We start from the raw sequence: 23,117 nt of genomic DNA, 5'->3' as shown, positions 1-23,117 counted from the left end.
TGCGCGCCCCCCATCAAGACCAAAGATCCAGCGGCGGCTCGTGCGTCAACGCGCGCAGCAGGTCGCTGCGGGACACAAAGGCCACGGCGTGGCCCGCATCGTCCACCACCGGCAAGCCGGGTAGCCCCAGGTCCATCATGAGTTGTGCCGCCTGCCGCACCGGGGTCTCCCCGCTGGCGGCAGGCACCGGCGTCCACATCACCTCATCCACCTGTTGGTCCAGCCTCAGCGTCACTTCGCCGATCTGGGCCAGATCGTCCGAGAGGCCGCGCAGCAGGTCCGCCCGGGTGATCAGCCCCATCACCTGCCCTGCCGCGCCCAGCACCGGCGCCTGGCCGACCCCGGCACGCGCCAGCACGCCCCAGGCCTGCCGCAGCGTCACGCCGGAGCGAACGCTCACCAGCCGACGGCTCATGAGTTGATGCACCTGGGACAGTGCCTGCCGGGCGGGCGCCGGCCCATAGGCCGCCAACGCTTCATGCGCCACATAGGTCTGCGAGGGATGGGCGGGGCTGGGCAAGGCGCCCTTGCCGCCGCCGTGCTGGCCCAGTTGAACGGCGACCGAGGCCTGCTCGTCGGGCTCCTGACGGGCGATGGGGGCCACCGACCGTGTACGCGCCACCGCCTGCACCGGGGCGAGGTCTCTGACCTGCTCCAGTGCACCGGTATAGATCTTTCCCGAGGTGCCGTAGACCGTAAACATGCGGGAAAGCATGACACAAGCCCGCCCGCTCGCACAATGCGGGCCATGCCCGAGTCAGCGGCTGGAGGTGCGGTGTGGCGCTTCACGGCACCGGCATCGCCGTCTCGTATTTCACCTCGCGCAGCACCACGTTGCTGCGCACGCTGTGCACCCCGGCCACCTTGAAGATCTTGGTCTGCAGGAAGTGGTCATAGGCCTTCATGTCGGGTGCCACGACCTTGATCACGTAGTCGGCCTCGCCGGTGATGGCCTGGCATTCGATGATTTCGGGGCTGGCCGCCACCATCGCCTCGAAGGCCTCCACCGCGCCCTCGCTGTGCCGCACCAGGCTGACATTGGCCAGCACGCAGATGGAAAGCCCGAGTTGCTCCCGGTCCACCAGCACCACCTGCCGGCGAATCACCCCCCGCTCTTCCAGCTCCCGGACGCGCCGCCAGACCGGTGTGGCGGAGAGCCCGACACGTTCGGCCAATTGCTGGGTGCTGAGGCTGGCGTCCTGCTGGAGGGCCTCCAGGATGAGGCGCGTGGCACGATCAAACGCTTCATTTCCCATTTCTTGGTTTCATGAGTTTTTTTCACTCACGATCGTAGGCCCGCAGAGTGAACCGAGCAAGTTTGACGCGACTCGCTCGTAAAGAATGCCCTTCTCCCCATCAGACGGCCACCCGGCCCGGAGGCAGGCCATGCACGAACAAGACGTCCCCACGACGCCCCCCACCCCAACCCCATCCGCACCGGCAATGGACGTGGAGACGAATTCGGCCCCCCCCTCCACCGCCTCGGCACTGCGCCCCTACAAGCTTTCCGACAATCTGGCCGCCACCAGCGGGCAGGTCTTCCTCACCGGTACCCAGGCGCTGGTGCGCCTGCTGCTGATGCAAAAGCGCCAGGACGAACGCCATGGCCTGAAGACGGCCGGCTTTGTCTCCGGTTATCGCGGCAGTCCGCTGGGCATGGTGGACCAACAGCTCTGGAAAGCGAAGAAATTCCTGGATGCGGCGCAGGTCAACTTCCTGCCCGCCATCAACGAGGACCTGGCCGCCACCGCCTGCCTGGGTGTGCAGCGGGTGGCGCTGGACCCGAAGCGGACCGTCGATGGCGTCTACGCCATGTGGTACGGCAAGGGCCCGGGCGTGGACCGCTCCGGGGACGCGCTCAAGCACGGCAACGTCTACGGCAGCTCGCCGCAAGGCGGTGTGCTGGTGGTCTGCGGGGACGACCATGGCTGCGTCTCCTCCAGCACGCCACACCAGAGCGACCTGGCCCTGCAGGCGTGGTCCATGCCGTTGGTGCATCCGGGCAACGTGGCGGAATATCTGGAGTTCGGCCTCTACGGCTGGGCGCTGTCGCGTTTCTCCGGCGCCTGGGTCGGCTTCAAGGCCATCTCCGAGGTGGTCGAATCCGGCATGACGGTGGACCTGGACGCCGTGCCGCTGGACTTTGAACAGCCCGTGCCGCACACGCCGCCCACGTCACTGCACATCCGCGCGGTGGACCTGCCCTCGCTGGAGCTCGAATCTCGCCTGGCCCACAAGATCGACGCGGTGCTGGCATTTGCCCGCCTCAACGCTATCGACAAGCACGTGGTGGTCAGCCCGCGCGCGACGCTGGGCATCGTCACGGTTGGCAAGGCGCATTACGACTTCATGGAAGTCCTGCGCCGCCTGGACCTGGACCCCAACGCCCTGGCCGCCGCCGGTGTGCGGGTCTACAAGGTGGGCCTGGTCTATCCGCTGGAGCCCACGCGCCTGCGCGAATTTGCACAGGGCTTGACCGACATGCTGGTCATCGAAGAGAAGGCACCGGTAGTCGAGCGCCAAATCAAGGAGTTGCTGTTCCACCTGCCCGACAGCCAACGGCCCCGGGTGGTCGGCAAGACCGATGGACACGGGCAGCCGGTGCTCAGCGCGCTGGGTGAACTGCGCCCGTCGCGCATCATGCCCACCGTGGCGGACTGGCTGGCCCGCCTGAACCCGGCGCTGGACCGCCGCCACCTGGTGGTGGATTTCCTCACTCCCTGCCTGCTGTCCAACAGCGCGGACGGCGTGCGCCGCCAGCCCTACTTCTGCTCGGGCTGCCCGCACAACACCTCCACCAAGCTGCCCGAGGGCTCACGGGCGCTGGCTGGCATCGGCTGTCACTTCATGGCCAGCTGGATGGAGCGCGGCACCTCCGGCCTCATCCAGATGGGTGCCGAGGGGGTGGACTGGGCCGCGCACTCGCGCTTCACCACCGAGCGCCATGTCTTCCAGAATCTGGGCGACGGCACCTACTACCACTCCGGATACCTGGCCATCCGCCAGGCCATCGCTGCGCGCACCAACATCACCTACAAGATTCTCTACAACGACGCGGTGGCGATGACCGGTGGCCAACCGGTGGACGGCCAGACCAGCGTGCCGCAGATTGCCCGGCAGGTGGAGGCGGAAGGCGTGAAGCGGCTGGTGGTGGTCTCCGATGAGATCGGCAAGTACCAGGGCCATGAGGGCCTGTTCCCGGCCGGCACCACCTTCCACGACCGGTCCGCGCTGGACCAGGTTCAGCGCGAGCTGCGCGAGATCGAAGGCGTCACCGTCCTGATCTATGACCAGACCTGCGCCGCAGAAAAGCGCCGCCGCCGCAAGAAGGGTGAGTTCCCCGACCCGCCGCGCCGCATCTTCATCAACGAGGCCGTCTGCGAGGGTTGCGGCGATTGCGGCCAGGCCAGCAACTGCCTCTCCGTCGTACCGGTGGAAACCGACTGGGGGCGCAAGCGCGCCATTGAGCAGAGCAGTTGCAACAAGGACTTCAGCTGCGTGAACGGCTTCTGCCCGAGCTTTGTGTCGGTGCATGGGGCCAAGCTGAAGAAGCGTGCGGGGGCGTCCTTCGGCCCGCAGGACCTGGCCCGGGAAATCCAGGCGCTGCCCACGCCGGCCGCATGGCCGTGGACCGGCCCGTTCGACATGCTGGTCACCGGCGTGGGCGGCACGGGTGTGGTCACGGTCGGCGCGCTGGTCACCATGGCGGCCCACCTGGAAGGCAAGCAGGGCTCGGTGCTGGACTTCATGGGCTTTGCGCAGAAGGGCGGCGCGGTGCTGTCCTTCGTGCGCGTGGCGCCGACGCAGGACCTGCTCAATCAGGTCCGCATCGACACCCAGCAGGCCGATGTGCTGCTGGCCTGCGACATGGTGGTGGGCGCCAGTGCCGATGCCCTGGCCACCGTGAAGCCGGGCCGCACCGTGATCCTGGCCAACACCCATGAACTGCCCACCGCCGCCTTCGTCCGCCAGCCCGACGCCTCGCTGCAGGCGGACGCCCTGCTGGCCAAGATGCAGCACGCCGTGGGCGGCCAGGCCGCGCTGATCAACAGTATCGACGCGCAGGACATCGCCCAGCGCCTGATGGGCGACACCATGCCCAGCAACATCATCATGCTGGGTGCCTGCTGGCAGCGCGGCCTGGTGCCACTCAGCCTGGAGGCGCTGATGCGCGCCATCGAGCTCAATGGCGTGGCGGTGGAGAACAACAAGACGGCCTTTGCGCTGGGGCGGCTGGCCATCGGTGCGCCGCAGGCACTGCAACGACTGGCGGGCGCCACGCCGGCCACCGTGCAATGGTTCAACTTCGATCAGCTCGAGGGTGACAGCGGCCTCGTGGCGCGCCGCAAGGCCTTCCTCACGGACTACCAGGACAGCGCCTATGCGCAGCGTTATGAACAGCTGGTGCAGCGTGTGCGTGTAGCCGAAACTGCCCTGGGCAGCGCCGGCAAGGGCCTGCGCCTGACGCGTGCCGTGGCGCGTTATTACGCCAAGCTGCTGGCCATCAAGGATGAATACGAGGTGGCGCGGCTCTACACCGACGGCCGCTTCGAAACCGCACTGAAGGCCCAGTTCGAAGACTGGGAGCAGCTCAGCTTCCACATGGCGCCGCCTCTGCTGGCACGTCCGGCTTCGGACGGCCGTGTGCGCAAGCTCACGCTGGGCGGCTGGACCTTCAAGGCGATGAAGGTGCTGGCCCGGTTCAAGGGCTTGCGCGGCACTGCACTGGATCTCTTTGGCAAGACGTCGGAACGGCGCATGGAGCGCCAGCTGATTGCGGATTACGAATCGCTGGTGGATGAATTGCTCGCGCACCTCAGCACCGACACCGGCGCCGACCGGAGCAACGAAAGGCTGGACCTGGCCGTGCGCCTGGCCCGCCTGCCGGAAGGCATCCGGGGTTATGGCCACGTGAAGCTGGCCAATGTCGCCACCGTGCGTGCGCAGTGGAAGGACCTGCTGGACCGCTTCCATGGCCGCGCTGTGGAAACGCCGGTGGCGGTCGTGCCGGTCTCGGCCGTGCGGGTGAAGGGCGTGGCGGAGCTGTAGGGAGTCCATTTGCAGGGAGACCATCTGCAAGGAGGCCCTGTTGCGACTGTGAAATAGCGCAAAGGCATTGGACAGCCCGCCTTCCCCCTTGGCATGCTTGGGGCATGTCAAGCCTGACACTGACCCGTCGTGACTGGCTGATCGGCACCGCTGCCGTCAGCCTGCCCCCGGCGTTGCTGCTCTCCGGTTGCGCCGGCCTGGCGCCGACGCCGCCGCTGGATGCCCGGCAGCGCCAGCGGGCGGCCGACCGTATTGGCTGGGGCGCCACCCAGGCCCAGTTGGCCGCCATCGAGCAGCAGGGCTGGCCCACCTACGTGGACAACCAGCTCAAGGCCAATCCCGCGGCGCCATTGCCTGCACCGATCCAGGCCCGTATCGACACCATGGACATCACGCTGCTGGACCCACTGGTTCGTGTGCGCGATGCCGAGGCCTTGCGCCGCAATGGCGACAAGGCCGCCACCGAAGCAGACCGCACGGCCATGCGGCAGGCCTACCAGGCGGCGCAGCAACGCGCCGTGCGAGAGGCGGGTGAGCGCCAGGTGTTGCGGCAGCTCTATTCCGAGCAGCAGTTGCTGGAGCAGATGGCCTGGTTCTGGTTCAACCATTTCAACGTGCACCAGGGCAAACGCGACGTGCGGCTGCTGGTGGCCGACTATGAAGACCGCGCGCTGCGCCCCCAGGCGCTGGGTTCCTTCCGCCTCATGCTGGGCGCGGTGGCCCGCCATCCGGCGATGCTGCGCTACCTGGACAACGACCAGAACGCCGCCCGCGCCATCAACGAGAACTACGCCCGCGAACTGCTGGAGCTGCACACCATGGGCGTGGACAGCGGCTACACCCAGCACGACGTACAGGAACTGGCCCGCGTGCTGACCGGCTTTGGCGTGCGCATCGACCAAGACGCGCCGCGCATGGCCCAAAAGGTGGCCGCGCAGTACCAGCGGGACGGCTTTTTCGAGTTCCACCCGGGCCGCCATGACTTCGGCGACAAGCAGGTGCTGGGCCGCACCATCAAGGGCCGGGGTGCCGACGAACTGGACGAGGTGCTGGACCTGCTGGTCGCCCAGCCCGCCACCGCCCGCCACGTCAGCCACAAGCTGGCCGTCTTCTTCCTGAGCGACCAGCCCCCGCCAGCCCTGGTGGACGACATGGCACGAGCCTTCGAGCGCAGCCGCGGGGATATCCGCGCCACGCTCCGCCCGCTGCTGCTGTCGCCCGCCTTCGTCGCGCCTGGCGCCTCGCCCAAGTTCAAGGACCCGCAGCACTACCTGCTCTCCGGCCTGCGCGCCAGCTTCGAATCCCGCCCGCTGCAGAACAGCCAACCCTTGCAGAACTGGCTGCGGCGCCTGGGCCAGGGGCTCTACGACAAGCAGACCCCGGACGGCTACCCGCTCACGGCCGAGGCCTGGAACAGCGCCGGGCAGATGACCGCCCGCTTCGAGATCGCCCGGCAGATCGGTGGGGGTGCTCCCGCGCTGTTCCGTCCTGATGGCACCAACACACCCGTCCCCCTGCCGGACCTGCAACCCCTGAAGGCCCGTGTCGATGCCAGCCTGGCGCCCGCCACGCGGGAGGCGCTGGCGCAGGCGGGTACACCGCAGCAATGGCTGAGCCTGTGGTTGTCCAGCCCTGACTTCATGTACCGATGAGGCCCACATGAACCGCGCCCTGACAGCTCATGCTCATCTCACAGGTGTCGGCACGGACATGTCTACGGGCTTCGTCCGAGCCACCACCCCAGACCCGATTTGCACAGTTGGAGCGCCCTGATGTCCATGCTTCATCGCCGCCAGGTCCTGCACGCCGCCGCCGCAGGTGCGCTGGGGCTCTCCAGTGCACGCCTGTTCGCCGCTGGCGCCGACCGCCCGCGTTTCCTGCTGGTGTTCCTGCGTGGCGGCTATGACGCCACCCATCTGCTGGTGCCCGTCTCCAGCAGCTTCTATTACGAGCAGCGGCCCCGCATTGCCATCGCCCGCCCCGGCGAGGGCGCCGACACCGCCCTGGCCGTCAATGCGGACTGGGGCCTGCACCCCGCGCTTCGCAAAAGCATCCATCCGTTGATGCTGGCCGGCCAGGCCCGTTTCATCCCCTTTGCCGGCACCGACGACCTGACCCGCAGCCACTTCGAGACACAGGACAGCATCGAAATGGGCCAACCGCTGGTGGGCTCGCGCGACTACGGCTCCGGCTTCCTCAACCGCCTCGCCTCGGAACTGGACGCCCAGCAGGCGCTCTCCTTCACCGATCAGTTGCCCATCGCCTTCCGTGGCCCGGCGCGTATTGCCAATGCCGCCCTGCGGGACACCGCGCGCCCCGTGGTGGATGCACGCAACCGCGCATTGATCAGCCGCATGTACCAGGGCCAGCCGTTGGGTGCCAATGTCGAGGAAGGGCTGATGCTGCGCGAGGAACTCGCGCGGGATCTGGCCCCGGAACGTCTGAAGCAGGAGATGGATGCGGCAGGCCGCAATGCCATCCCGGCCAAGGGTTTCGAGCTGGAGGCGCGCCGCATTGCCGCACTGATGCGGGGCCGGTTCAGCCTGGGCTTCATCGATGTGGGTGGTTGGGACACCCACGTCAACCAGGGCGGCGCCACTGGCGCACTCGCCACCCGCTTCGAGGAACTGGGGCGGGGCCTGGCGGCCATCGCCGACGAACTGGGCCCCCAACTGTGGCGCCAGACCACCGTCATGGTGATCAGCGAATTCGGCCGCACCTTCCGCGAGAACGGCAACCGCGGCACCGATCACGGCCACGGCAGCGTCTACTGGCTGCTGGGCGGTGGCCTGGCCAGCCAGGGCGGCCCCGTCGCGGGTGATCAGGTGGCGCTCTCCGCCACCACGCTGTTCCAGAACCGCGACTATCCGGTGCTCAACGACTACCGCGCCGTGCTCGGCGGCCTGTGGCAGCGCCAGTTCGGCCTCTCCAACGCCGCGCTGGCCCGCGTGTTCCCCTCGGCAACACCCCGCGACCTGGCCTTGGTCTGACACCGTACGCCGGGGCGCCGACCGTCCCCGACGCAAAAGCTTGCGATTTTCAGGCTTGCAGATGAGAGCAATTCTCATCTAGGATGTACTCCTCCGCCGCTTCCGGGCGGGCGCGCCGTCTGCCCCTGAGCTGATCCCCGCCCATCCCGGTCTGGCGGCCTCCGCCAGCAAGCACCCTGCCAGCCCGTGCCCACCGGAACCTTCCGGCCCGCTTCGTCAGGAGTTGCCATGCCGTCCATGTCTGCCCGTGCTTCCGTGCCCCTCTTCCGTTCGGGAGGTTTTCCTGCCAGCCCGCGGACGGATGACAGCGCCTGCAGCGCGGCCGACCATCCGGGCGTTGAATGCCTGCGCTGGATGGGCCTCAAGATCGCCTGCGGCCTGACGCCCGACGACCCCGTGTTGCTGCGCCGCCATCAATTGACGACGGAACAGCTGATCGGTGCCGGCGTGCTGGCGCCTGTCCCCGCCCAGGAACAGGCCTTGCGGTTGCTGTACAGCGCGGCGCACAACCCCCTGCTACCCTGGCACTGGCGCTGGGCCTGCCTTGATCAGCTCCAGCGTCCGCTGGCGGCGCTGGTTGCACTCGCCCGCACCGATGACGCGCTGGCGGCGCGCGTGCAGCGCTTCCAGTGGTGCCTCAGCCAAAGTCCCTTGAAGGAATCCTGATGAAGCAAGCCACCCGCACCGAACGTGACAGCATGGGCGAGATCGACGTCCCGGTCGATGCCCTGTACGGCGCCCAGACCCAACGCGCGGTCAACAACTTCGCCATCAGCCGCCAGCCGATGCCGGAACGATTTGTGCGTGCCCTGCTGCAGCAGAAGGCGGCGGCGGCGCGCGCCAATCTGAGCCTGGAGCAACTGCCCGAGGACATTGCGCAGGCCATTGACCGCGCCAGCGCGCAATTGCTGCAATCGCCGGACCTGATGAGCCACTTCCCGGTGGAGGTCTTCCAGACCGGCTCGGGCACCAGCAGCAACATGAATGCCAACGAGGTGCTGGCCACGCTGGCCACGCGCCTGCTGGCCAACAGCACCACCGTCAGCCCCAACGATCACGTCAATGCCGGCCAGAGCAGCAACGACAGCATCCCGACCGTGCTGCACATCAGTGCGGCCCAGACCCTGCAGGGTGAGCTGCTGCCGGCACTGGACCACCTGGCGCAGACGCTGCAGGACAAGATCGCCAGCGACGGCCATCATGTGAAGACCGGCCGCACCCACTTGATGGACGCCATGCCTTTGCGCCTGGGCCAGGAACTGGGTGGCTGGTGCGCGCAGATCGATGCACGCCGGGCCCAACTGCGCGCCCTGCTGCCCAGCGTCTGCGAGCTGGCACAAGGCGGCACGGCGGTCGGCACCGGCATCAATGCCCACCCGCAGTTTGCGCAGCGCTTCTGCGAGGAGCTGTCGGGCCTCACCGGCCTGACCTTCCGCCCGGCGCCCGACTTCTTCGCCGCCCTGTCTGCGCAAGACACGGCGGTGGCGCTCTCCGGCGCGCTCAAGGGCGTGGCCGTGACGCTGATGAAGATTGCCAACGATCTGCGCTGGATGAATTCCGGCCCTCTGGCCGGCCTGGCCGAGATCGAGCTGCATGCGCTGCAGCCTGGCTCCAGCATCATGCCGGGCAAGGTGAACCCGGTGATCCCGGAGGCGGTGACGATGGTGTGTGCGCAGGTGATCGGCCACGACACCGCCATCACCATTGCCGGCCAGTCCGGCAACTTCCAGCTCAACGTGATGCTGCCGCTGATCGCGCTGAACCTGCTGGACAGCCTGGCCCTGCTCGCCACCGCTTCACGTGCGTTGGCTGACCAGGCGATCAAGGACTTCCGCGTCAACACCACCAGCCTGCAGGACGCACTGGCCCGCAATCCCATCCTGGTGACGGCGCTCAACCGCGAGATCGGCTATCTGAAGGCGGCGGCCATCGCCAAGCGCGCCTATGCCGAGAACCGTCCAATCCTGGACGTGGCGGCCGAGATGACCGAGATCGACCGCAGCACGCTCCAGCAGATGCTGGACCCCTCCAAACTGACCGATGGCGGACTCTGACACCACGATGGAAACGCCAAGACCGCCGGGCCGGCTGCCGCAGCTCAGGCGGGTGCTGGGCGCCGTCATCCTCCTGGGTGGCGCGTGGCTGCTGTTCCGCGAGGGATGGCTGGCCTTGCGGCCGGGCGCCGGCGGCTCGGTCATCGGCCTGGCGCTGCAGGCGGGCCTGTTGGCCGCCGCCGCCACTGCGCTGGGCACCCTGCCCGCGCTGGGTACCCACAGCCTCAGCGACCGGGCGCAGGATGGGCTGATGGGGTTTGGCGCCGGCGTGATGCTGGCGGCCTGCTCCTTCTCGCTGATCCTGCCCGGGCTGGCAGCGGCGCGAGAAGCGGTGGCGTCATCCGGGGGTGGGGCCACATCAGCCGCTCTCCTGATGGCCCTGGCCGTCCTGATTGGCGCGTGGGCGCTGATGGCCATGGACCGCTGGCTGCCGCATGAGCATTTCATCAAGGGGCGTGAAGGCATCGATGGCAAGCGGCTGCGCCGCACCACGCTGTTCGTGATCGCCGTCACGCTGCACAACCTGCCCGAGGGGCTGGCCATGGGTGTGGCCTTTGCGGCCAACGATCCGGTCGCGGCGGCAGGCCTGAGCCTGGCCATTGCCATCCAGGACCTGCCCGAAGGTTTTGTGATCGCCGTGGCGCTCATGAGCGTGGGTTACCCACGCGGCAAGGCGCTGGCGCTGGGTGCGGCCTCCGGGCTGGTGGAACCGGTGGGCGCCGTGCTGGGCGCCTGGGTGGTGTCGCATTGGCCCTTGCTGCTGCCGTGGGCGCTGGGGTTCGCAGCCGGCGCGATGCTGTTTGTCATCAGCCATGAAATCATTCCGGAATCACACCGCAAGGGCCATGAACGCTGGGCCACGCAAGGGCTCATGCTGGGCTTTGCGCTGATGATGGTGCTGGACACGGCGCTCGGTTGAGGGACATTGGCTGGGCCGCTTGTGCGGTCCTGCCGTGTTCGCTGTCGGACGTCTCCTCACGACGGGCCACCACCCGGCGCTCGTCTTCAAACCAAGCGCCGACAGCGCGCAGCACTTCACACCACCCCGGCTGTTGTGGCCGGGCCACCTGCGCCAAATCGCGCTGGTCCCATCACCATCAAGGCTCGAACCACGTCTTTCAGGTCGAGCCGCGATGAAGTCAGTCCGTCCCCCCCTGTTCCGTACCCTGTCCGCCCTGGGCCTGGGGCTGGCCGCGTGCCTGTCCACGGTGCTGCCGGCGCAAGCCGCCGGCCTGAGCCCGCTGGAGCAGCGCTGGGTGAACGGCATGGCACCGGTCATCGTGCAGGCCCGACAAAGCGGCCTGCCACTGGACGTGGCGGTGCGCCCGGAAGACGCACCCGACGCGGCACCGGTGGCGCTGGGTTTTGTGAACGGGCGCTGCAAGCTGGTGCTCAGCCTGCGCGGCAATCCGGAAGGGGAGGCCACACTGGCGCGCATCCCGCAAGGCCTGGAAAGCGCCGCTCTGGAACTGATGGCTGCGCATGAATTGGGGCACTGCCGCCGGTACCTGGACGGTGCCTGGTTCGGCCTGCCCGCAGGCTTCGCCGCCAGCCGCATCCCCGAGGGCCTGAGCCCGGAGCTGAAGCAGGCCTACCTCTCGATGAAGTCCACCCGCCGCGAGGAAGGTTATGGCGACCTGGTCGCACTGGCATGGACGCAACAGCAGCATGCCAGCCTGTATGGCCAACTGCATGCGTGGCTGGTGTCCGAGCGCAGCCGGGACTACATCCCCGGCGACCATCACGACACTCTCGCCTGGCTGCGACTGGCCAGCGACCCGGCGGCGCTGGGCAAGGGCTCGATCTTCGAGGCTGCGCTGTCTGTCTGGGAACAGGCGCTCCAGTCCGAGGAATGAGCCCCTCAGCCGCGTGATTCGCGCGGCCGCAGGATCTCCGCGCCGGCCTGATGCGGCATGCGCCAGAACTGCACGACTGCCAGCGCGTTGAAAACCGCCACTACCAGGAAGGCGGCCGAGAAGTCGCCGACCGCCAGATGCTCACGGCCGCCCAGATGGGCCATGGCCGCCAGCACCAGTGCGCCAACCGCCACACCCATCGCGCCCGCCACCTGGCTGGAGATGGCTGCCAGCGTGGAGCTGGCGCCCAGTTTGTGTTGCGGCAGGTCGGCCACGGCCAGGGTGTTGATGGCCGTCATCGACATGGATCGCGACGCCCCGCTCACCATCAGCAGGCTGATCAGCAGCACCCAGGGCGTCTGGGCATCCACCAGGGCAAAGGCGGCAATGCTCAGCGCACTGATCAGCCCCGAGGCAATCATCACCGTCCGGAACCCGAAGCGCTGCAGGATAGGCGTGGTCACCGTCTTCATGCCGAGGTTGGCCGCGAAATACGGCAGCAGCATGGCACCCGCGCTCACCGCGTCCCTGCCCATGCCGAGCTGGAACAGCAAGGGCAGCAGGAACGGGGTGGACTGGATGGCGGTGGCCGCCAGCGTGCCGCCCACCGTGGAGACCACGAAGCTGCGGTGTTCAAAGGGCGAGAGGCTCACGACCGGATGGGTGGCCCGGCGCAGGTGGCCGACCGTCCAGACCAGCGTGGCCAGGCCCGCCAGCACGCACAGCACCGAGGCCAGATGCCCCTGGGCGCGGCCAATGTCATGCGAGACCCATTCGACACCGCCAATGAACAGCGTCAGGCCACCGGCCGCGCCAATGAAGCCGACCATGTCGAACGGGCGGGCCGGGCCGGGTTCGTCGCGGGGCACCCAGCGGGCCAGCAGCGCCATGCCGATGAGGCCGATCGGCACGTTCAGCAGGAAGTTCCAGCGCCACGTGGCATAGGTGCTCAGGAAGCCACCGAGCGGCGGACCCAACACCGGGCCGAACAGGGCCGGCCAGACCAGCAGTGCCTGGATGCCGACAATGTCTTCCTTGCGTGCGCCACGCAAGGCAATCGTGCGGCCAATGGGCAGCAGCAGACCGCCACCAGCGCCCTGCAGCACGCGGGCCAGCACCAGTTGGCCGGGGGTCTGGGCCAGGCCGCAGAGCAGCGAGGCGAGTGTGAAGAGCCCCACGCCGACCAGAAAGATCTTGCGCATGCCATGGCGCTCTCCGAGCCAGGAGGACAAGGGCAGCACGGCAGAGGCGGCAAGCAGATAGGCCGTGACCACGGCGCTCAGCGCCAGCGGTGGCACACCTTGGGACGCGGCAATGGCCGGCAGGGATGTGTTCAGGATGGAACCATCCAGCACCAGCATGAACATCACGGCGGCGATGGCCAACGTCACGCGGCGGCTTTGGGGAGCAAGGGACATTGTGGGGCGGCCGGCAGCGCGTGCCAGCGGGATACAGCAATGCCGGCAGCTTAGGCACGAAAGTTGACAATGTCAATCAACTCCCTAGTGCCGGCGTGTGCTCAGCGCCCTGAACGTGTCAGTCTTCGCGGTCGTTGTCGCGGCTGGCCGTGGCTCCAGCGCCGGATCCGTTCTTGCGGCCTGTCCGGGCGGGGGTGTCCTGCAGGATGTTGCAGAACATGGCGCCCTGCTCGATGGGGTCGTCCAGGGCCACGTGGGTGTGGGGCAGCGCATCGAACCAGTGCTTGGGCATCTGGCGCTTGGTGGTGGCGCGAAAGTCGGTGCCCAGCACGGCCATGCCGTAGCTCTTGATGTCCAGGGCCGAGAAGCTGAACGGGCTCTTGCCGGTGAAGCGGATCAGGTACCAGTAGACGAACAGCAAGTCGAACCCGGCCTGGTAGCCGACAAACACGGGCTTGCCGGGCAGCGTGGTGATCCAGTCCACATATCGGCGCATGGCGGACTCAGGCGTTTCCAGGTGGGTGAGACAAGCGGCCCAGGCCTCAGGCTGGGTGGCCCACCAGGCGGCGGTTTCCGGATGCGCGCTGGCACCAGGCAGGGTCTCCAGATTGGCGGAGAAGGTGGCGACCAGTTGCTTGTCGGCGGTGTAGGCGGCTGAGGCGAAGCTCAGCATCGAATGCGGGCCGGGAATGGGGCCGTCGGTTTCGATGTCGGTGCTGAGGTAGATCTCGTTCATCGGAGCGATTGTGCAGCGCCGGGCCTGGGTCTGTGCAACTACCAAATATCCGACCTCAGCATTTAATCAATATTTATAAAATGCATCACTCCAATTAATAACAATCAGCCATTCCATCCCTATTATTCACCAAGAGAAAGTCCTTATTCATTCCAATTTCGACACAGATAGACTCTTGTCACTCGCCAGTTAACGGCGACGGTGCGTGGCGCTGGAGCTTTCATACACGGCCGGCACCGTATGTCGGGAATCAGGACTTCTCATGAAGAATATTGCACTCATAGTTCTAACCTTCCTTCTGATCGCGGGCGCCCATGCACAAGTACACGCACAAGGGGCTTCTCTTTTAGCCTCCAGCGGAATCATAAAAAGAGAGCAGGAATCCATAGCTCTACCGCAGGCTGCTCGAGACCGCCTAGTCGAAATACGGCGAAATCCATCTACACGTACAGCGATAGCCGCATTCATCGATACGAGGGCATTCTCCTCAACGATAGTGGCTATTCAAATGCCCGACGGCATGCGTTTAAGCCTTAGAAGGACAAAGGAAGAGCATCACACCGATGGAAGCATCACCTGGTTCGGAGATATAGATGCTGGCGGAAAAGCGGTCGTCACAGTGCAAGGAACTCAGATCTATGGCTCGCTTCAAACACCTAGCCATAGATACATCATTAGATCATTGAGCGATTCGTTACATGCATTCATTGAGATTAACCCTTCTGGATTCCAGCCGGAGCACCCTCCATCCGCACCGGCTGGCGCCGAATCAGCAAGCGAAGGTGGAATGAGCACAACCGCCAATCTCGTGCACGGATCCACGGCCACGCGAGCAACGTCATCAAACGCGCCCAGCACACTGAACGTTTTTATTGCATTTACTCCGAATGCCGAGCGTTACGTCGGAAATATCCAGGCCGCAAGCCAGACTGCCGTCGGGTCCCTCAATGACTCATTTCTATATAGCAATATAAATCTGCGGGCCAGACTAGTAGGGATCACCTCTACGCCAAAAAACTACGGAAATTCGGTGAAAGCTCGGGATGCGGCAATGCGCTCCAACGCAATCATCAAGGCGAGAAACGAATCCGAAGCTGACATCGTCATCATTGTTGACACGATCGAAACAGACTGCGGTGTTTCAAAACAGATATTAGCAACACCGGAAACAGCATTCGCGTCGATAGCTGCTGATTGCTTTGTCGGCAACTACAGTCTGGCTCATGAAATCGGACACTTGTTGGGGGCCAGGCACGACGTCGCACATGATCCTACGCCAACCCCCTTCCGATATGGGCACGGTTATCAATTACATGAACGGGCCACAGGGGACTGCTACCACGACATCATGGCCTATCCTCAAGCGTGTGCCGGGGACAGTCGAGTCAATGCCTGGTCGGACCCCAAAAGAGTCGCTTTTTCTTATGGAAGTCCGGCTGGCCGTGTAGACGTTCATTTTGGCAATGAACAATCCAATACCGTCCTTGTCCTGAATAGCACCGGACATCAAGCGGCAAAGTTCCGTTCAACGAAATTATCCAGCAACTCTCCATCCTTTATCTCAAAGCTTCTGGGGGTGGTTTTTTTCTAGCCACGACATCTAAGGCAACAGGACAATTCATTCACAAATGAACATTTCAAAGCACATACTCGCTCCAATAATTTCGGCGTCAATTTCCACCTCTGCGATTGCTGCTTATTCCTGCACCGGTGCGGTCGTTGCACCGGCGGTGGACCCAATAACAGCTGATGTACTCGTAGGGAGCGTCGGCGAGCTAAGTTGGCCAAGAATCTGCAACTTGCGAATCACCGCTCCCAACGGTGTCAGCCCGGAAGCTTGTCGCCTGGTGTATGCCACGTTGCTGACCGCACACGCGGAAGGCAGGCAGGTCAGCATCAATTCCAACAGTTCCACGGTTGCGTCGTGCAAGGCAGCTCAACCGTGGACCGTCATGGAAGGATTCAGTTGGATAGTCATCAACTGACGTGACATCCAGCCGGACAGACGGACTAGACGACCGCAAGTCCGTTCTGTCTCACGTCATGCCGTTCACTCCTGCAACCGGAACTGCGCGACCACCTGCTTCAGGCTGCCCGCCTGTTCACGCAACGACTCCGAGGCGCTGGATTCTTCCACGAGCGCGGCGTTCTGCTGGGTGACCTCATCCAGGCGTTGCACGGCCTGGCCGACCTCCATCAGGCTGGTGCTTTATTCCTGCGTGGCGCTGGATATCTCCTGGATGATGTCCGTGACGCGCTGCACGGCGGAGACGATCTCTCGCATGGTCTCGCCGGCGTCGCCCACCAGCCGCGCACCGGTTTCCACCCGTTCCACCGAGGAGCCGATCAGGCCCTTGATCTCCCGGGCTGCTTCGGCGCTGCGTTGTGCGAGCGAACGCACCTCGCCGGCCACCTCGCTCGCACTCTGTGCCACGCGCTGGGACTCCACATAACTGTCCTGCGCGCCCTGGGTGTTGATATCCACCAGCTTCTGGATATTGCCCACCACGCTGCTGAACGCCTCCTTGGAGCGGCCCACGGCCGGTGCCACGTATTGAGCGCGGTCACCAGCCTTGAGATCGGCAATCAGCTTGTCCTGCAGGGTGAGGAATTGGCCATCTCCGACACATTGCCCTGAGCCAGCGACCCGGCGGCGCTGGGCAAGGGCTCGATCTTCGAGGCTGCGCTGTCTGTCTGGGAACAGGCGCTCCAGTCCGAGGAATGAGCCCCTCAGCCGCGTGATTCGCGCGGCCGCAGGATCTCCGCGCCGGCCTGATGCGGCATGCGCCAGAACTGCACCACCGCCAAGGCATTGAAGACTGCCACGACCAGGAACGCAGCCGAGAAGTCGCCGACCGCCAAATGCTCCCGGCCGCCCAGATGGGCCATGGCCGCCAGCACCAACGCGCCGACCGCCACGCCCATCGCGCCCGCCACCTGGCTGGAGATGGCGGCCAGCGTGGAGCTGGCGCCCAGTTTGTGCTGCGGCAGGTCGGCCACGGCCAGGGTGTTGATGGCCGTCATCGACATGGATCGCGACGCCCCGCTCACGATCAGCAGGCTGATCAGCAGCACCCAGGGCGTCTGGGCATCCACCAGGGCAAAGGCGGCAATGCTCAGCGCACTGATCAGCCCCGAGGCAATCATCACCGTCCGGAACCCGAAGCGCTGCAGGATGGGCGTGGTCACCGTCTTCATGCCGAGGTTGGCCGCGAAATACGGCAGCAGCATGGCACCCGCGCTCACCGCGTCCCTGCCCATGCCGAGCTGGAACAGCAAGGGCAGCAGGAACGGTGTGGACTGGATGGCGGTGGCCGCCAGCGTGCCGCCCACCGTAGAGACCACGAAGCTGCGGTGTTCAAAGGGCGAGAGGCTCACGACCGGATGGGTGGCCCGGCGCAGGTGGCCCACAGTCCAGACCAGCGTGGCCAGGCCCGCCAGCACGCACAGCACCGAGGCCAGATGCCCCTGGGCGCGGCCGATGTCATGCGAGACCCATTCGACACCACCAATGAACAGCGTCAGGCCACCGGCCGCGCCAATGAAGCCGGTGCTGGCGTGTGCTCAGCGCCCGGAACGTGTCAGCCTTCGCGGTCCTCATCGCGGCTGGCTGCAGAGCCGCTGTGGGCCGTGTTCTTGCTGTTGTTGCGGGCCGGGGTGTCCTGCAGGATGTTGCAGAACATGGCGCCTTGCTCGATCGCGTCATCCAGGGCCACATGGGTATGCGGCAACGGGTCGAACCAGTGGCTGGGCATGCGGCGCTTGGTGGTGGCGCGAAAGTCGGTGCCCAGGACCGCCATGGCGTAGCTCTTGATGTCCAGCGCCGAGAAACTGAATGGGCTCTTGCCGGTGAAGCGGATCAGATACCAGTAGACGAAGAGGAAATCAAAGCCGGCCGGATAGCCGACAAAGACCGGTTTGCCCGCCAGCGTGGCGATCCAGTCCGCATAGCGGCGCATGGCGACCTCGGGGGCTTCCAGGCGGGTACGGCAGGCGGCCCAGGCCTCCGGTTGGGTGGCCCACCAGGCGGCGGTTTCCGGATGGGCGCTGGCACCGGGCAGGGTCTCCAGATTCGCGGAGAAGGTGGCCAGCAGCTGCTTGTCTGCCGTGTAGGCGGCGGCCCCGAGGCTGAGCATCGAATGCGGCCCGGGGATCGGGCCATCGGTTTCGATGTCGGTACTGATGTAGATCTCCTGCATGGCGCGTTCCTTCGCCCGCCGTCAGACCGTGATGGTCCCGCTCAGGTAGCGGGTGCAATGGCCTGAGACCTCGACCCGGTCCTGATGGACCTCGCAGTAAAGGGTGCCAGTGCGCTGTGACGCCTGGTGTCCCACCAGGATGTTCCGGCCCAGTCGGTCGGCCCAATATGGCGCAAGAGCGGCGTGGATCGACCCCGTGACGGGGTCCTCCTCACCCCCGTTGGCTGGCCAGAAGTAGCGGCTGACGAAATCGTAGTCGGCGCCAGGCCTTGCGGGTGCAGTGACCACCACATCGAGCGGGCCGAGGGACTTGAGGCGCTCCAGATCCGGCCTGACCGCAAGCACTTCGGCCTCAGACGCGTAGACCGCCACATAGGCCTGTTGGTTGACGAGGTAGTGTGTTGGCGCCGGCACCAGGCCGTTGCGAAGGGCCGCAGGCGGTTCGTCCACGGCATGAGCGTCGCGCCGTGGGAAGGTCATGCGGATCCGCCCGCCCCCGGTCTGCGTTGCGATGACATCACCCACCGCCGCGGCGCTGAAGATGAGGCTCTGCCGTTGGGGGTCGGCCTCGAACAGCACAAAGGCACTCGCCAGCGTTGCGTGGCCGCAGAAGGCGATTTCCTTGAGCGGCGAGAACCAGCGGATCTCGAAGGTGTTTCTGGCGGCGTTGAAGACCAGGAACGATGTCTCGGACAGGTTGTTCTCTGCAGCGATGGCCTGCAAGGTGGCATCGGGCAGCCACTGGTCCAGGGGAACGACTGCCGCCTGGTTTCCTCGGAAGCGTTGCGAGGTGAAGGCGTCGACGACGTGGATAGGCAATTGCATGGGCTGCGCGCGGTGTTGTCGGGGTCCAGGGGTCGCTTCAACGTCGCTCGCTGCTGCGCGCCGACGCCCGAAGGGCTGTTTCGCAGCTTAGTGCAGAAACCGCACGGCTTTCTGCCGTGGTGGATGCCGCCGGCCGGATGACCGCGCGGCCGCCGCCCAAACAACAGTTCCTCAGGACTTGTCCCAATCAAGGGCACGAGCATTTGCTATTGGCGATCAATGGGACTTTTGGAACTCTTTGCAGGCAGGTCATTGCCATCGTCACCGATGCATGAATGGCGGCGATGGCCAATTCCACAGCGCAACGTAGTCTCCGATGCAAATTCTCATTTTTCTTGGATGTTCGCTTCTCGTGATTGCCAGCACACGTTCCGGAAATATCCGGCATGGTGCGGTACTGGCCGCTATTGGCTGGGCGCTCGGCGCCATTGGCCTCTACGCGGCGGGCCATGGTGTCAATATGCCTTTTATCTTCAAATCAGCGGTCCTCGCCTTGACCGCGTGCCTGGCTGTTTGGTTCGGCAATTGGGGAGCACGATGGCATGCCAGTCAATCACAGCCATAGCGGGCGCTGTGGCGAGGAATGGTGCAGCGGCTCTCTCACTCACCCCTGCAACCTGAACTGCGCCACCACCTGCTTCAAGCTACCTGCCTGCTCACGCAACGACTCAGACGCCGCGCTGGATTCCTCCACCAATGCCGCGTTCTGCTGCGTCACTTCGTCCAGCCGCTGCACCGCCTGCCCCACTTCCATCAGGCTGGTGCTCTGTTCCTGCGTGGCGCTGGAAATCTCCTGGATGATGTCCGTGACGCGCTGAACGGCCGAGACGATCTCACGCATGGTCTCGCCTGCGTCGCCCACCAGCCGTGCGCCTGTCTCCACCCGTTCCACGGAGGAACCGATCAGGCCCTTGATCTCCCGGGCCGCTTCCGCACTGCGTTGCGCGAGCGAGCGCACCTCGCCGGCCACCACGGCGAAGCCACGGCCCTGCTCACCGGCACGGGCGGCTTCCACAGCGGCGTTCAGCGCGAGGATGTTGGTCTGGAAAGCGATGCCATCGATGGTGCCGATGATGTCGGCAATCTTGCGGGAGGACGCATTGATCTCGTCCATGGTGTTCACCACCTCGGACACCACGGTGCCGCCCCGGCCGGCCACCTCGCTGGCACTTTGTGCCAGCTGGCTGGCCTGCCGAGTGGCGTCGGCGTTCTGCCGAACGGTGTCGGTGAGTGCCTGCATGGTGGCCGAAGTCTCTTCCAGGCTGGAAGCCATTTGTTCGGTGCGGGCGGACAAATCGCTGCTGCCGGCGGCCACCTCGCTGCTGGACAGGGCGATGCTGTCAGCGCTGGTACGTACAGCCGTGATGGAGCCGTTGAGTGAGTCGCGCATGTCGGAGAGGGCGCGAGCCAACTGGCCCAGTTCGTCGCGCCGCGAGACATCCACCTGCACGGCGAGATCACCTTCGGCCACGCGTTGCGCCACACCCACCATCTGCGTCAGTGGCCGCACGGTGCTGCGTGTGAGGTACCAGGCCAGCGCGATGCCTGCGGCGATGGCCAAGGCGATCAGCACCACCATGGTGGTGAGCACGGTGCTGAACACCCGCTGGGACTCCGCATAACCTTCCTGCGCGCCTTGGGTGTTGATCTCCACCAGTTTCTGGATACTGCCCACCAGGCTACTGAACGCGTCCTTGGAACGGCCCACGGCCTGCGCCACATACTGGGCGCGGTCACCGGCCTTGCGATCCGCGATGAGCTTGTCCTGCAGCGCGATGAACTCGGCATAACGCGTCTGGGATTCCTTCCACAGCGCGCGTTCATCGGCGGAGGAGATCAAGTCCTCGTACTTCTTGGCCAGGTCCGGCAGCGTCTTGTCACGAAGGGTGCGGATGCGGTCCAGTTCCTGGTCCAGCCCCGGCTGCGACTCCTGCAGCGCCACGCCCAGTTCTGCGCGCCTGAGTTCGTTGATCTGGCCCCGATACGCGTTGATGGCGTTGATGGATGGGATCCAGTTATTGGCCATCTCCTGCACGTTGCCCTGGATGACGTGCAACCGCGTGATGGCGACCACGCCAACCACCAGCGTGGCCAGCAGCACGGCGGCGAAGCCCAGCGAGATGCGCATGCCCAAGCGAAGATCCGAGAACTTCATACGACGTCCTTCTGGCTTGTGTCTCCGGGGACATGCTATGCCAGTTCAGCGCTTTTGTGCGGATGACGCCTGCCCCCATATCAAGGGAAGCCCCACGCCACGCCGGGCAGCCGACATGCCCCGACTCAGCCACTGCCGAAACCGTGGAAGTCGTGCAACTCGTGCGGCTAGAGCAGCTCGAGCGGCTTGAGCGGCTTGGGGGCTTGAGGGGGTCCTCGGTTCGGAAGGAGGAGGCCAGGGGCCTGTTGACGTAAGTAAAGAAGGGAATGGCCGGCGGAGCCGGACAGGAATGACATGGAGTCAACAGGCCCCTGGCCTTCTCCTTCTGGCGGGGGGCAGGGGCACGGCGGGGCGCGGGCACGGCGGGGCTCTCAGCGCAAAGGCAGAGGCTCTCAGCGCAAAGGCAGAGGCTCGCAGCGCGGCAGCGGGGGCTCTCAGCCCGGGAACGGAGCTCTCAGCAGGGAAGCGGAGCTCCCAATAGGGAAGCGGAGCTCCAAGCGCAAGGCTCCTCTCACCCCCCCGTAGGCTTCCTGAGCCTGAACTCCGCCGCCTGCGCATGGGCCTGAAGCCCTTCCCCATAGGCCAGCGTGGCCGCGATCGGCCCCAGCACCTGGGCGCCCGCCTCGCTCACCTCGATCAAGCTCGACCGCTTCTGGAAGTCATACACCCCCAGCGGCGACGAAAACCGCGCCGTCCCAGAGGTTGGCAGCACATGGTTAGGCCCTGCGCAGTAGTCCCCCAGCGACTCACTCGTATACGCCCCCAGGAAGATCGCCCCCGCATGCCGCAACAGCGGCTCCCAGCGATGCGGGTCGCTGCTGGACACCTCCAGGTGCTCCGGCGCGATCCGGTTGCTGATCTCGCAGGCCTCCTCCATCGAGCGCGTGTGAATCAGCGCCCCGCGGCCTTCCAGCGAGGCCCGGATCACGGCCTGCCGTGGCATCCCTGGCAGCAGCCGCTCAATCGCCGCGCGCACCTCGCCGATATACGCCAGATCGGGGCACAGCAGGATGCTCTGCGCCAGCTCATCATGTTCCGCCTGGCTAAACAGGTCCATCGCCACCCAGTCCGGCGGCGTTGTCCCATCAGCCAGCACCAGAATTTCGCTCGGTCCGGCGATCATGTCGATGCCCACCTGCCCGAACACATGCTTCTTCGCACTGGCCACATACGCGTTGCCAGGGCCGGTGATCTTGTCCACCCGCGGGATCGTCGCCGTTCCGTAGGCCAATGCGGCCACGGCCTGTGCGCCCCCCACGGTGAAGGCCCGGTGCACCCCCGCCACATAGGCGGCAGCCAGCACCAGCGGGTTCTTTTCCCCGCGCGGTGTCGGCACCACCATCACGATCTCAGGCACACCGGCCACCTGCGCCGGAATCGCGTTCATCAACACGCTGGACGGATAGGCCGCCTTGCCCCCCGGCACATAGATACCCACCCGGTCCAGCGGCGTCACCTTCTGGCCCAGCAGCGTGCCGTCCTCGTCCCGATAGCTCCAACTTTCGCCGCAGGCCTTCTTCTGACGTTCGTGATAGAGGCGAACCCGCTCGGCCGCCTGGGTCAGCGCCTGGGCCTGCGCGGGCGGCAGCCCTTCAAACGCAGCCTTCAGCTCTTCACGGGTCAATTCCAGCTGGCCCACCGATGCGGCCTCCAGATGGTCGAACCGCGCGGTGTAATCCAGCACCGCCGCGTCGCCGTGGTGGCGCACGCTGGCCAGGATGTCGGCCACCCGGGTCTCGATCTCGGCGTCCGTCTCGGCCGACCAATGCAGCACGCGTTGGAATGCCGCCTCGAAATCGGCGTCAGTGGTGTGCAGGGTACGCAGGTTCAGCATG

General features: G+C 65.7%; 19 protein-coding genes. 8 read left to right on the top strand and 11 right to left on the bottom strand.

Annotation, left to right across the window (positions count from 1 at the left end; genetic code table 11):
• Window positions 1-13: 13 nt before the first annotated feature.
• Entirely contained in the window at window positions 14-715 is a 702-nt protein-coding gene (locus tag BMY53_RS21595) for a CBS domain-containing protein (protein WP_092948560.1), read from the bottom strand.
• Between the two features lie 70 nt (window positions 716-785).
• On the bottom strand, window positions 786-1,256 hold the full coding sequence (locus tag BMY53_RS21590; protein ID WP_092948559.1) for an Lrp/AsnC family transcriptional regulator: 471 nt from the start codon (window positions 1,254-1,256) through the stop codon (window positions 786-788).
• A 187-nt stretch (window positions 1,257-1,443) separates the two neighbouring features.
• Here BMY53_RS21590 and BMY53_RS21585 point away from each other — a divergent pair, with 187 nt between their 5' ends.
• From BMY53_RS21585 to BMY53_RS21555, 7 genes are all read left to right on the top strand, one after another.
• A complete protein-coding gene (locus BMY53_RS21585) occupies window positions 1,444-5,049 on the top strand; it encodes an indolepyruvate ferredoxin oxidoreductase family protein (RefSeq protein ID WP_092948558.1) in 3,606 nt (1,201 codons plus the stop codon).
• 104 nt (window positions 5,050-5,153) lie between these two features.
• Window positions 5,154-6,701 (top strand): DUF1800 domain-containing protein, encoded by a 1,548-nt coding sequence (locus BMY53_RS21580; RefSeq protein WP_255370321.1) that lies wholly within the window; start codon window positions 5,154-5,156, stop codon window positions 6,699-6,701.
• Window positions 6,702-6,821: 120 nt separating this feature from the next.
• Window positions 6,822-8,039 carry a DUF1501 domain-containing protein gene (locus BMY53_RS21575; protein ID WP_404947900.1) on the top strand — a complete coding sequence of 406 codons (1,218 nt, stop codon included), beginning with the start codon at window positions 6,822-6,824 and terminating at the stop codon, window positions 8,037-8,039.
• A gap of 228 nt (window positions 8,040-8,267) precedes the next feature.
• Complete coding sequence (locus BMY53_RS21570; protein ID WP_092948557.1) at window positions 8,268-8,705, top strand: hypothetical protein; 438 nt, start codon at window positions 8,268-8,270, stop codon at window positions 8,703-8,705.
• Window positions 8,705-10,093 carry a class II fumarate hydratase gene (locus BMY53_RS21565; RefSeq protein ID WP_092948556.1) on the top strand — a complete coding sequence of 463 codons (1,389 nt, stop codon included), beginning with the start codon at window positions 8,705-8,707 and terminating at the stop codon, window positions 10,091-10,093. Before BMY53_RS21570 ends, BMY53_RS21565 begins: the two co-directional genes overlap by 1 nt.
• Window positions 10,080-11,012: a ZIP family metal transporter gene (locus BMY53_RS21560; RefSeq protein ID WP_255370320.1), complete on the top strand. Its 933-nt coding sequence runs from the start codon at window positions 10,080-10,082 to the stop codon at window positions 11,010-11,012. The genes BMY53_RS21565 and BMY53_RS21560 overlap by 14 nt, the downstream gene beginning before the upstream one ends.
• A gap of 214 nt (window positions 11,013-11,226) precedes the next feature.
• Window positions 11,227-11,949, top strand: a complete 723-nt coding sequence (locus BMY53_RS21555; RefSeq protein WP_092948555.1) for a hypothetical protein — start codon at window positions 11,227-11,229, stop codon at window positions 11,947-11,949.
• A gap of 5 nt (window positions 11,950-11,954) precedes the next feature.
• On the opposite strand, the gene BMY53_RS21550 is transcribed toward BMY53_RS21555, so the two are convergent.
• On the bottom strand, window positions 11,955-13,340 hold the full coding sequence (locus BMY53_RS21550; RefSeq protein WP_218151285.1) for an MFS transporter: 1,386 nt from the start codon (window positions 13,338-13,340) through the stop codon (window positions 11,955-11,957).
• Window positions 13,341-13,485: 145 nt separating this feature from the next.
• Window positions 13,486-14,103: a 3'-5' exonuclease family protein gene (locus BMY53_RS21545; RefSeq protein WP_092948553.1), complete on the bottom strand. Its 618-nt coding sequence runs from the start codon at window positions 14,101-14,103 to the stop codon at window positions 13,486-13,488.
• A gap of 262 nt (window positions 14,104-14,365) precedes the next feature.
• Here BMY53_RS21545 and BMY53_RS21540 point away from each other — a divergent pair, with 262 nt between their 5' ends.
• Window positions 14,366-15,694 carry a M12 family metallo-peptidase gene (locus BMY53_RS21540; protein WP_092948552.1) on the top strand — a complete coding sequence of 443 codons (1,329 nt, stop codon included), beginning with the start codon at window positions 14,366-14,368 and terminating at the stop codon, window positions 15,692-15,694.
• A gap of 459 nt (window positions 15,695-16,153) precedes the next feature.
• Here the strand turns inward: BMY53_RS21540 and BMY53_RS26835 are convergent, their stop codons facing one another.
• The 7 genes from BMY53_RS26835 to hisD form a co-directional block, all read right to left on the bottom strand.
• A complete protein-coding gene (locus BMY53_RS26835) occupies window positions 16,154-16,300 on the bottom strand; it encodes a hypothetical protein (RefSeq protein WP_404947899.1) in 147 nt (48 codons plus the stop codon).
• Window positions 16,301-16,312: 12 nt separating this feature from the next.
• Window positions 16,313-16,654, bottom strand: coding sequence for a methyl-accepting chemotaxis protein (locus BMY53_RS26830; RefSeq protein WP_404947898.1), 342 nt, complete (start codon window positions 16,652-16,654; stop codon window positions 16,313-16,315).
• 179 nt (window positions 16,655-16,833) lie between these two features.
• Window positions 16,834-17,586, bottom strand: a complete 753-nt coding sequence (locus BMY53_RS21530) for an MFS transporter (protein WP_404947902.1) — start codon at window positions 17,584-17,586, stop codon at window positions 16,834-16,836.
• A gap of 98 nt (window positions 17,587-17,684) precedes the next feature.
• Window positions 17,685-18,302, bottom strand: a complete 618-nt coding sequence (locus BMY53_RS21525; protein WP_255370319.1) for a 3'-5' exonuclease family protein — start codon at window positions 18,300-18,302, stop codon at window positions 17,685-17,687.
• Between the two features lie 21 nt (window positions 18,303-18,323).
• A complete protein-coding gene (locus tag BMY53_RS21520; protein ID WP_092948550.1) occupies window positions 18,324-19,127 on the bottom strand; it encodes a PhzF family phenazine biosynthesis protein in 804 nt (267 codons plus the stop codon).
• Between the two features lie 604 nt (window positions 19,128-19,731).
• Window positions 19,732-21,282: a methyl-accepting chemotaxis protein gene (locus BMY53_RS21515; protein ID WP_092948549.1), complete on the bottom strand. Its 1,551-nt coding sequence runs from the start codon at window positions 21,280-21,282 to the stop codon at window positions 19,732-19,734.
• 511 nt (window positions 21,283-21,793) lie between these two features.
• The gene (hisD, locus tag BMY53_RS21505) at window positions 21,794-23,116 is read right to left on the bottom strand and encodes a histidinol dehydrogenase (protein WP_092948687.1); all 1,323 of its coding nucleotides are present in this window, start codon (window positions 23,114-23,116) and stop codon (window positions 21,794-21,796) included.
• Between the last annotated feature and the right edge of the window lies 1 nt (window position 23,117).

Origin of the sequence: Roseateles sp. YR242 (assembly GCF_900109745.1) — a bacterium.
Lineage (GTDB): Bacteria > Pseudomonadota > Gammaproteobacteria > Burkholderiales > Burkholderiaceae_C > Roseateles.
Note: the sequence above shows the minus strand (reverse complement) of the source record. Positions and strands in the feature narration are given on the sequence as shown.

Bases quoted from the DNA above. Each gene is read 5' to 3' on its own strand.
- BMY53_RS21595 (WP_092948560.1), bottom strand. From the start codon at position 715: ATGCTTTCCCGCATGTTTACGGTCTACGGCACCTCGGGAAAGATCTAT.
- BMY53_RS21590 (WP_092948559.1), bottom strand. From the start codon at position 1,256: ATGGGAAATGAAGCGTTTGATCGTGCCACGCGCCTCATCCTGGAGGCC.
- BMY53_RS21585 (WP_092948558.1), top strand. From the start codon at position 1,444: ATGGACGTGGAGACGAATTCGGCCCCCCCCTCCACCGCCTCGGCACTG.
- BMY53_RS21580 (WP_255370321.1), top strand. From the start codon at position 5,154: ATGTCAAGCCTGACACTGACCCGTCGTGACTGGCTGATCGGCACCGCT.
- BMY53_RS21575 (WP_404947900.1), top strand. From the start codon at position 6,822: ATGTCCATGCTTCATCGCCGCCAGGTCCTGCACGCCGCCGCCGCAGGT.
- BMY53_RS21570 (WP_092948557.1), top strand. From the start codon at position 8,268: ATGCCGTCCATGTCTGCCCGTGCTTCCGTGCCCCTCTTCCGTTCGGGA.
- BMY53_RS21565 (WP_092948556.1), top strand. From the start codon at position 8,705: ATGAAGCAAGCCACCCGCACCGAACGTGACAGCATGGGCGAGATCGAC.
- BMY53_RS21560 (WP_255370320.1), top strand. From the start codon at position 10,080: ATGGCGGACTCTGACACCACGATGGAAACGCCAAGACCGCCGGGCCGG.
- BMY53_RS21555 (WP_092948555.1), top strand. From the start codon at position 11,227: ATGAAGTCAGTCCGTCCCCCCCTGTTCCGTACCCTGTCCGCCCTGGGC.
- BMY53_RS21545 (WP_092948553.1), bottom strand. From the start codon at position 14,103: ATGAACGAGATCTACCTCAGCACCGACATCGAAACCGACGGCCCCATT.
- BMY53_RS21540 (WP_092948552.1), top strand. From the start codon at position 14,366: ATGAAGAATATTGCACTCATAGTTCTAACCTTCCTTCTGATCGCGGGC.
- BMY53_RS26835 (WP_404947899.1), bottom strand. From the start codon at position 16,300: ATGGAGGTCGGCCAGGCCGTGCAACGCCTGGATGAGGTCACCCAGCAG.
- BMY53_RS21525 (WP_255370319.1), bottom strand. From the start codon at position 18,302: ATGCAGGAGATCTACATCAGTACCGACATCGAAACCGATGGCCCGATC.
- BMY53_RS21520 (WP_092948550.1), bottom strand. From the start codon at position 19,127: ATGCAATTGCCTATCCACGTCGTCGACGCCTTCACCTCGCAACGCTTC.
- BMY53_RS21515 (WP_092948549.1), bottom strand. From the start codon at position 21,282: ATGAAGTTCTCGGATCTTCGCTTGGGCATGCGCATCTCGCTGGGCTTC.
- hisD (WP_092948687.1), bottom strand. From the start codon at position 23,116: ATGCTGAACCTGCGTACCCTGCACACCACTGACGCCGATTTCGAGGCG.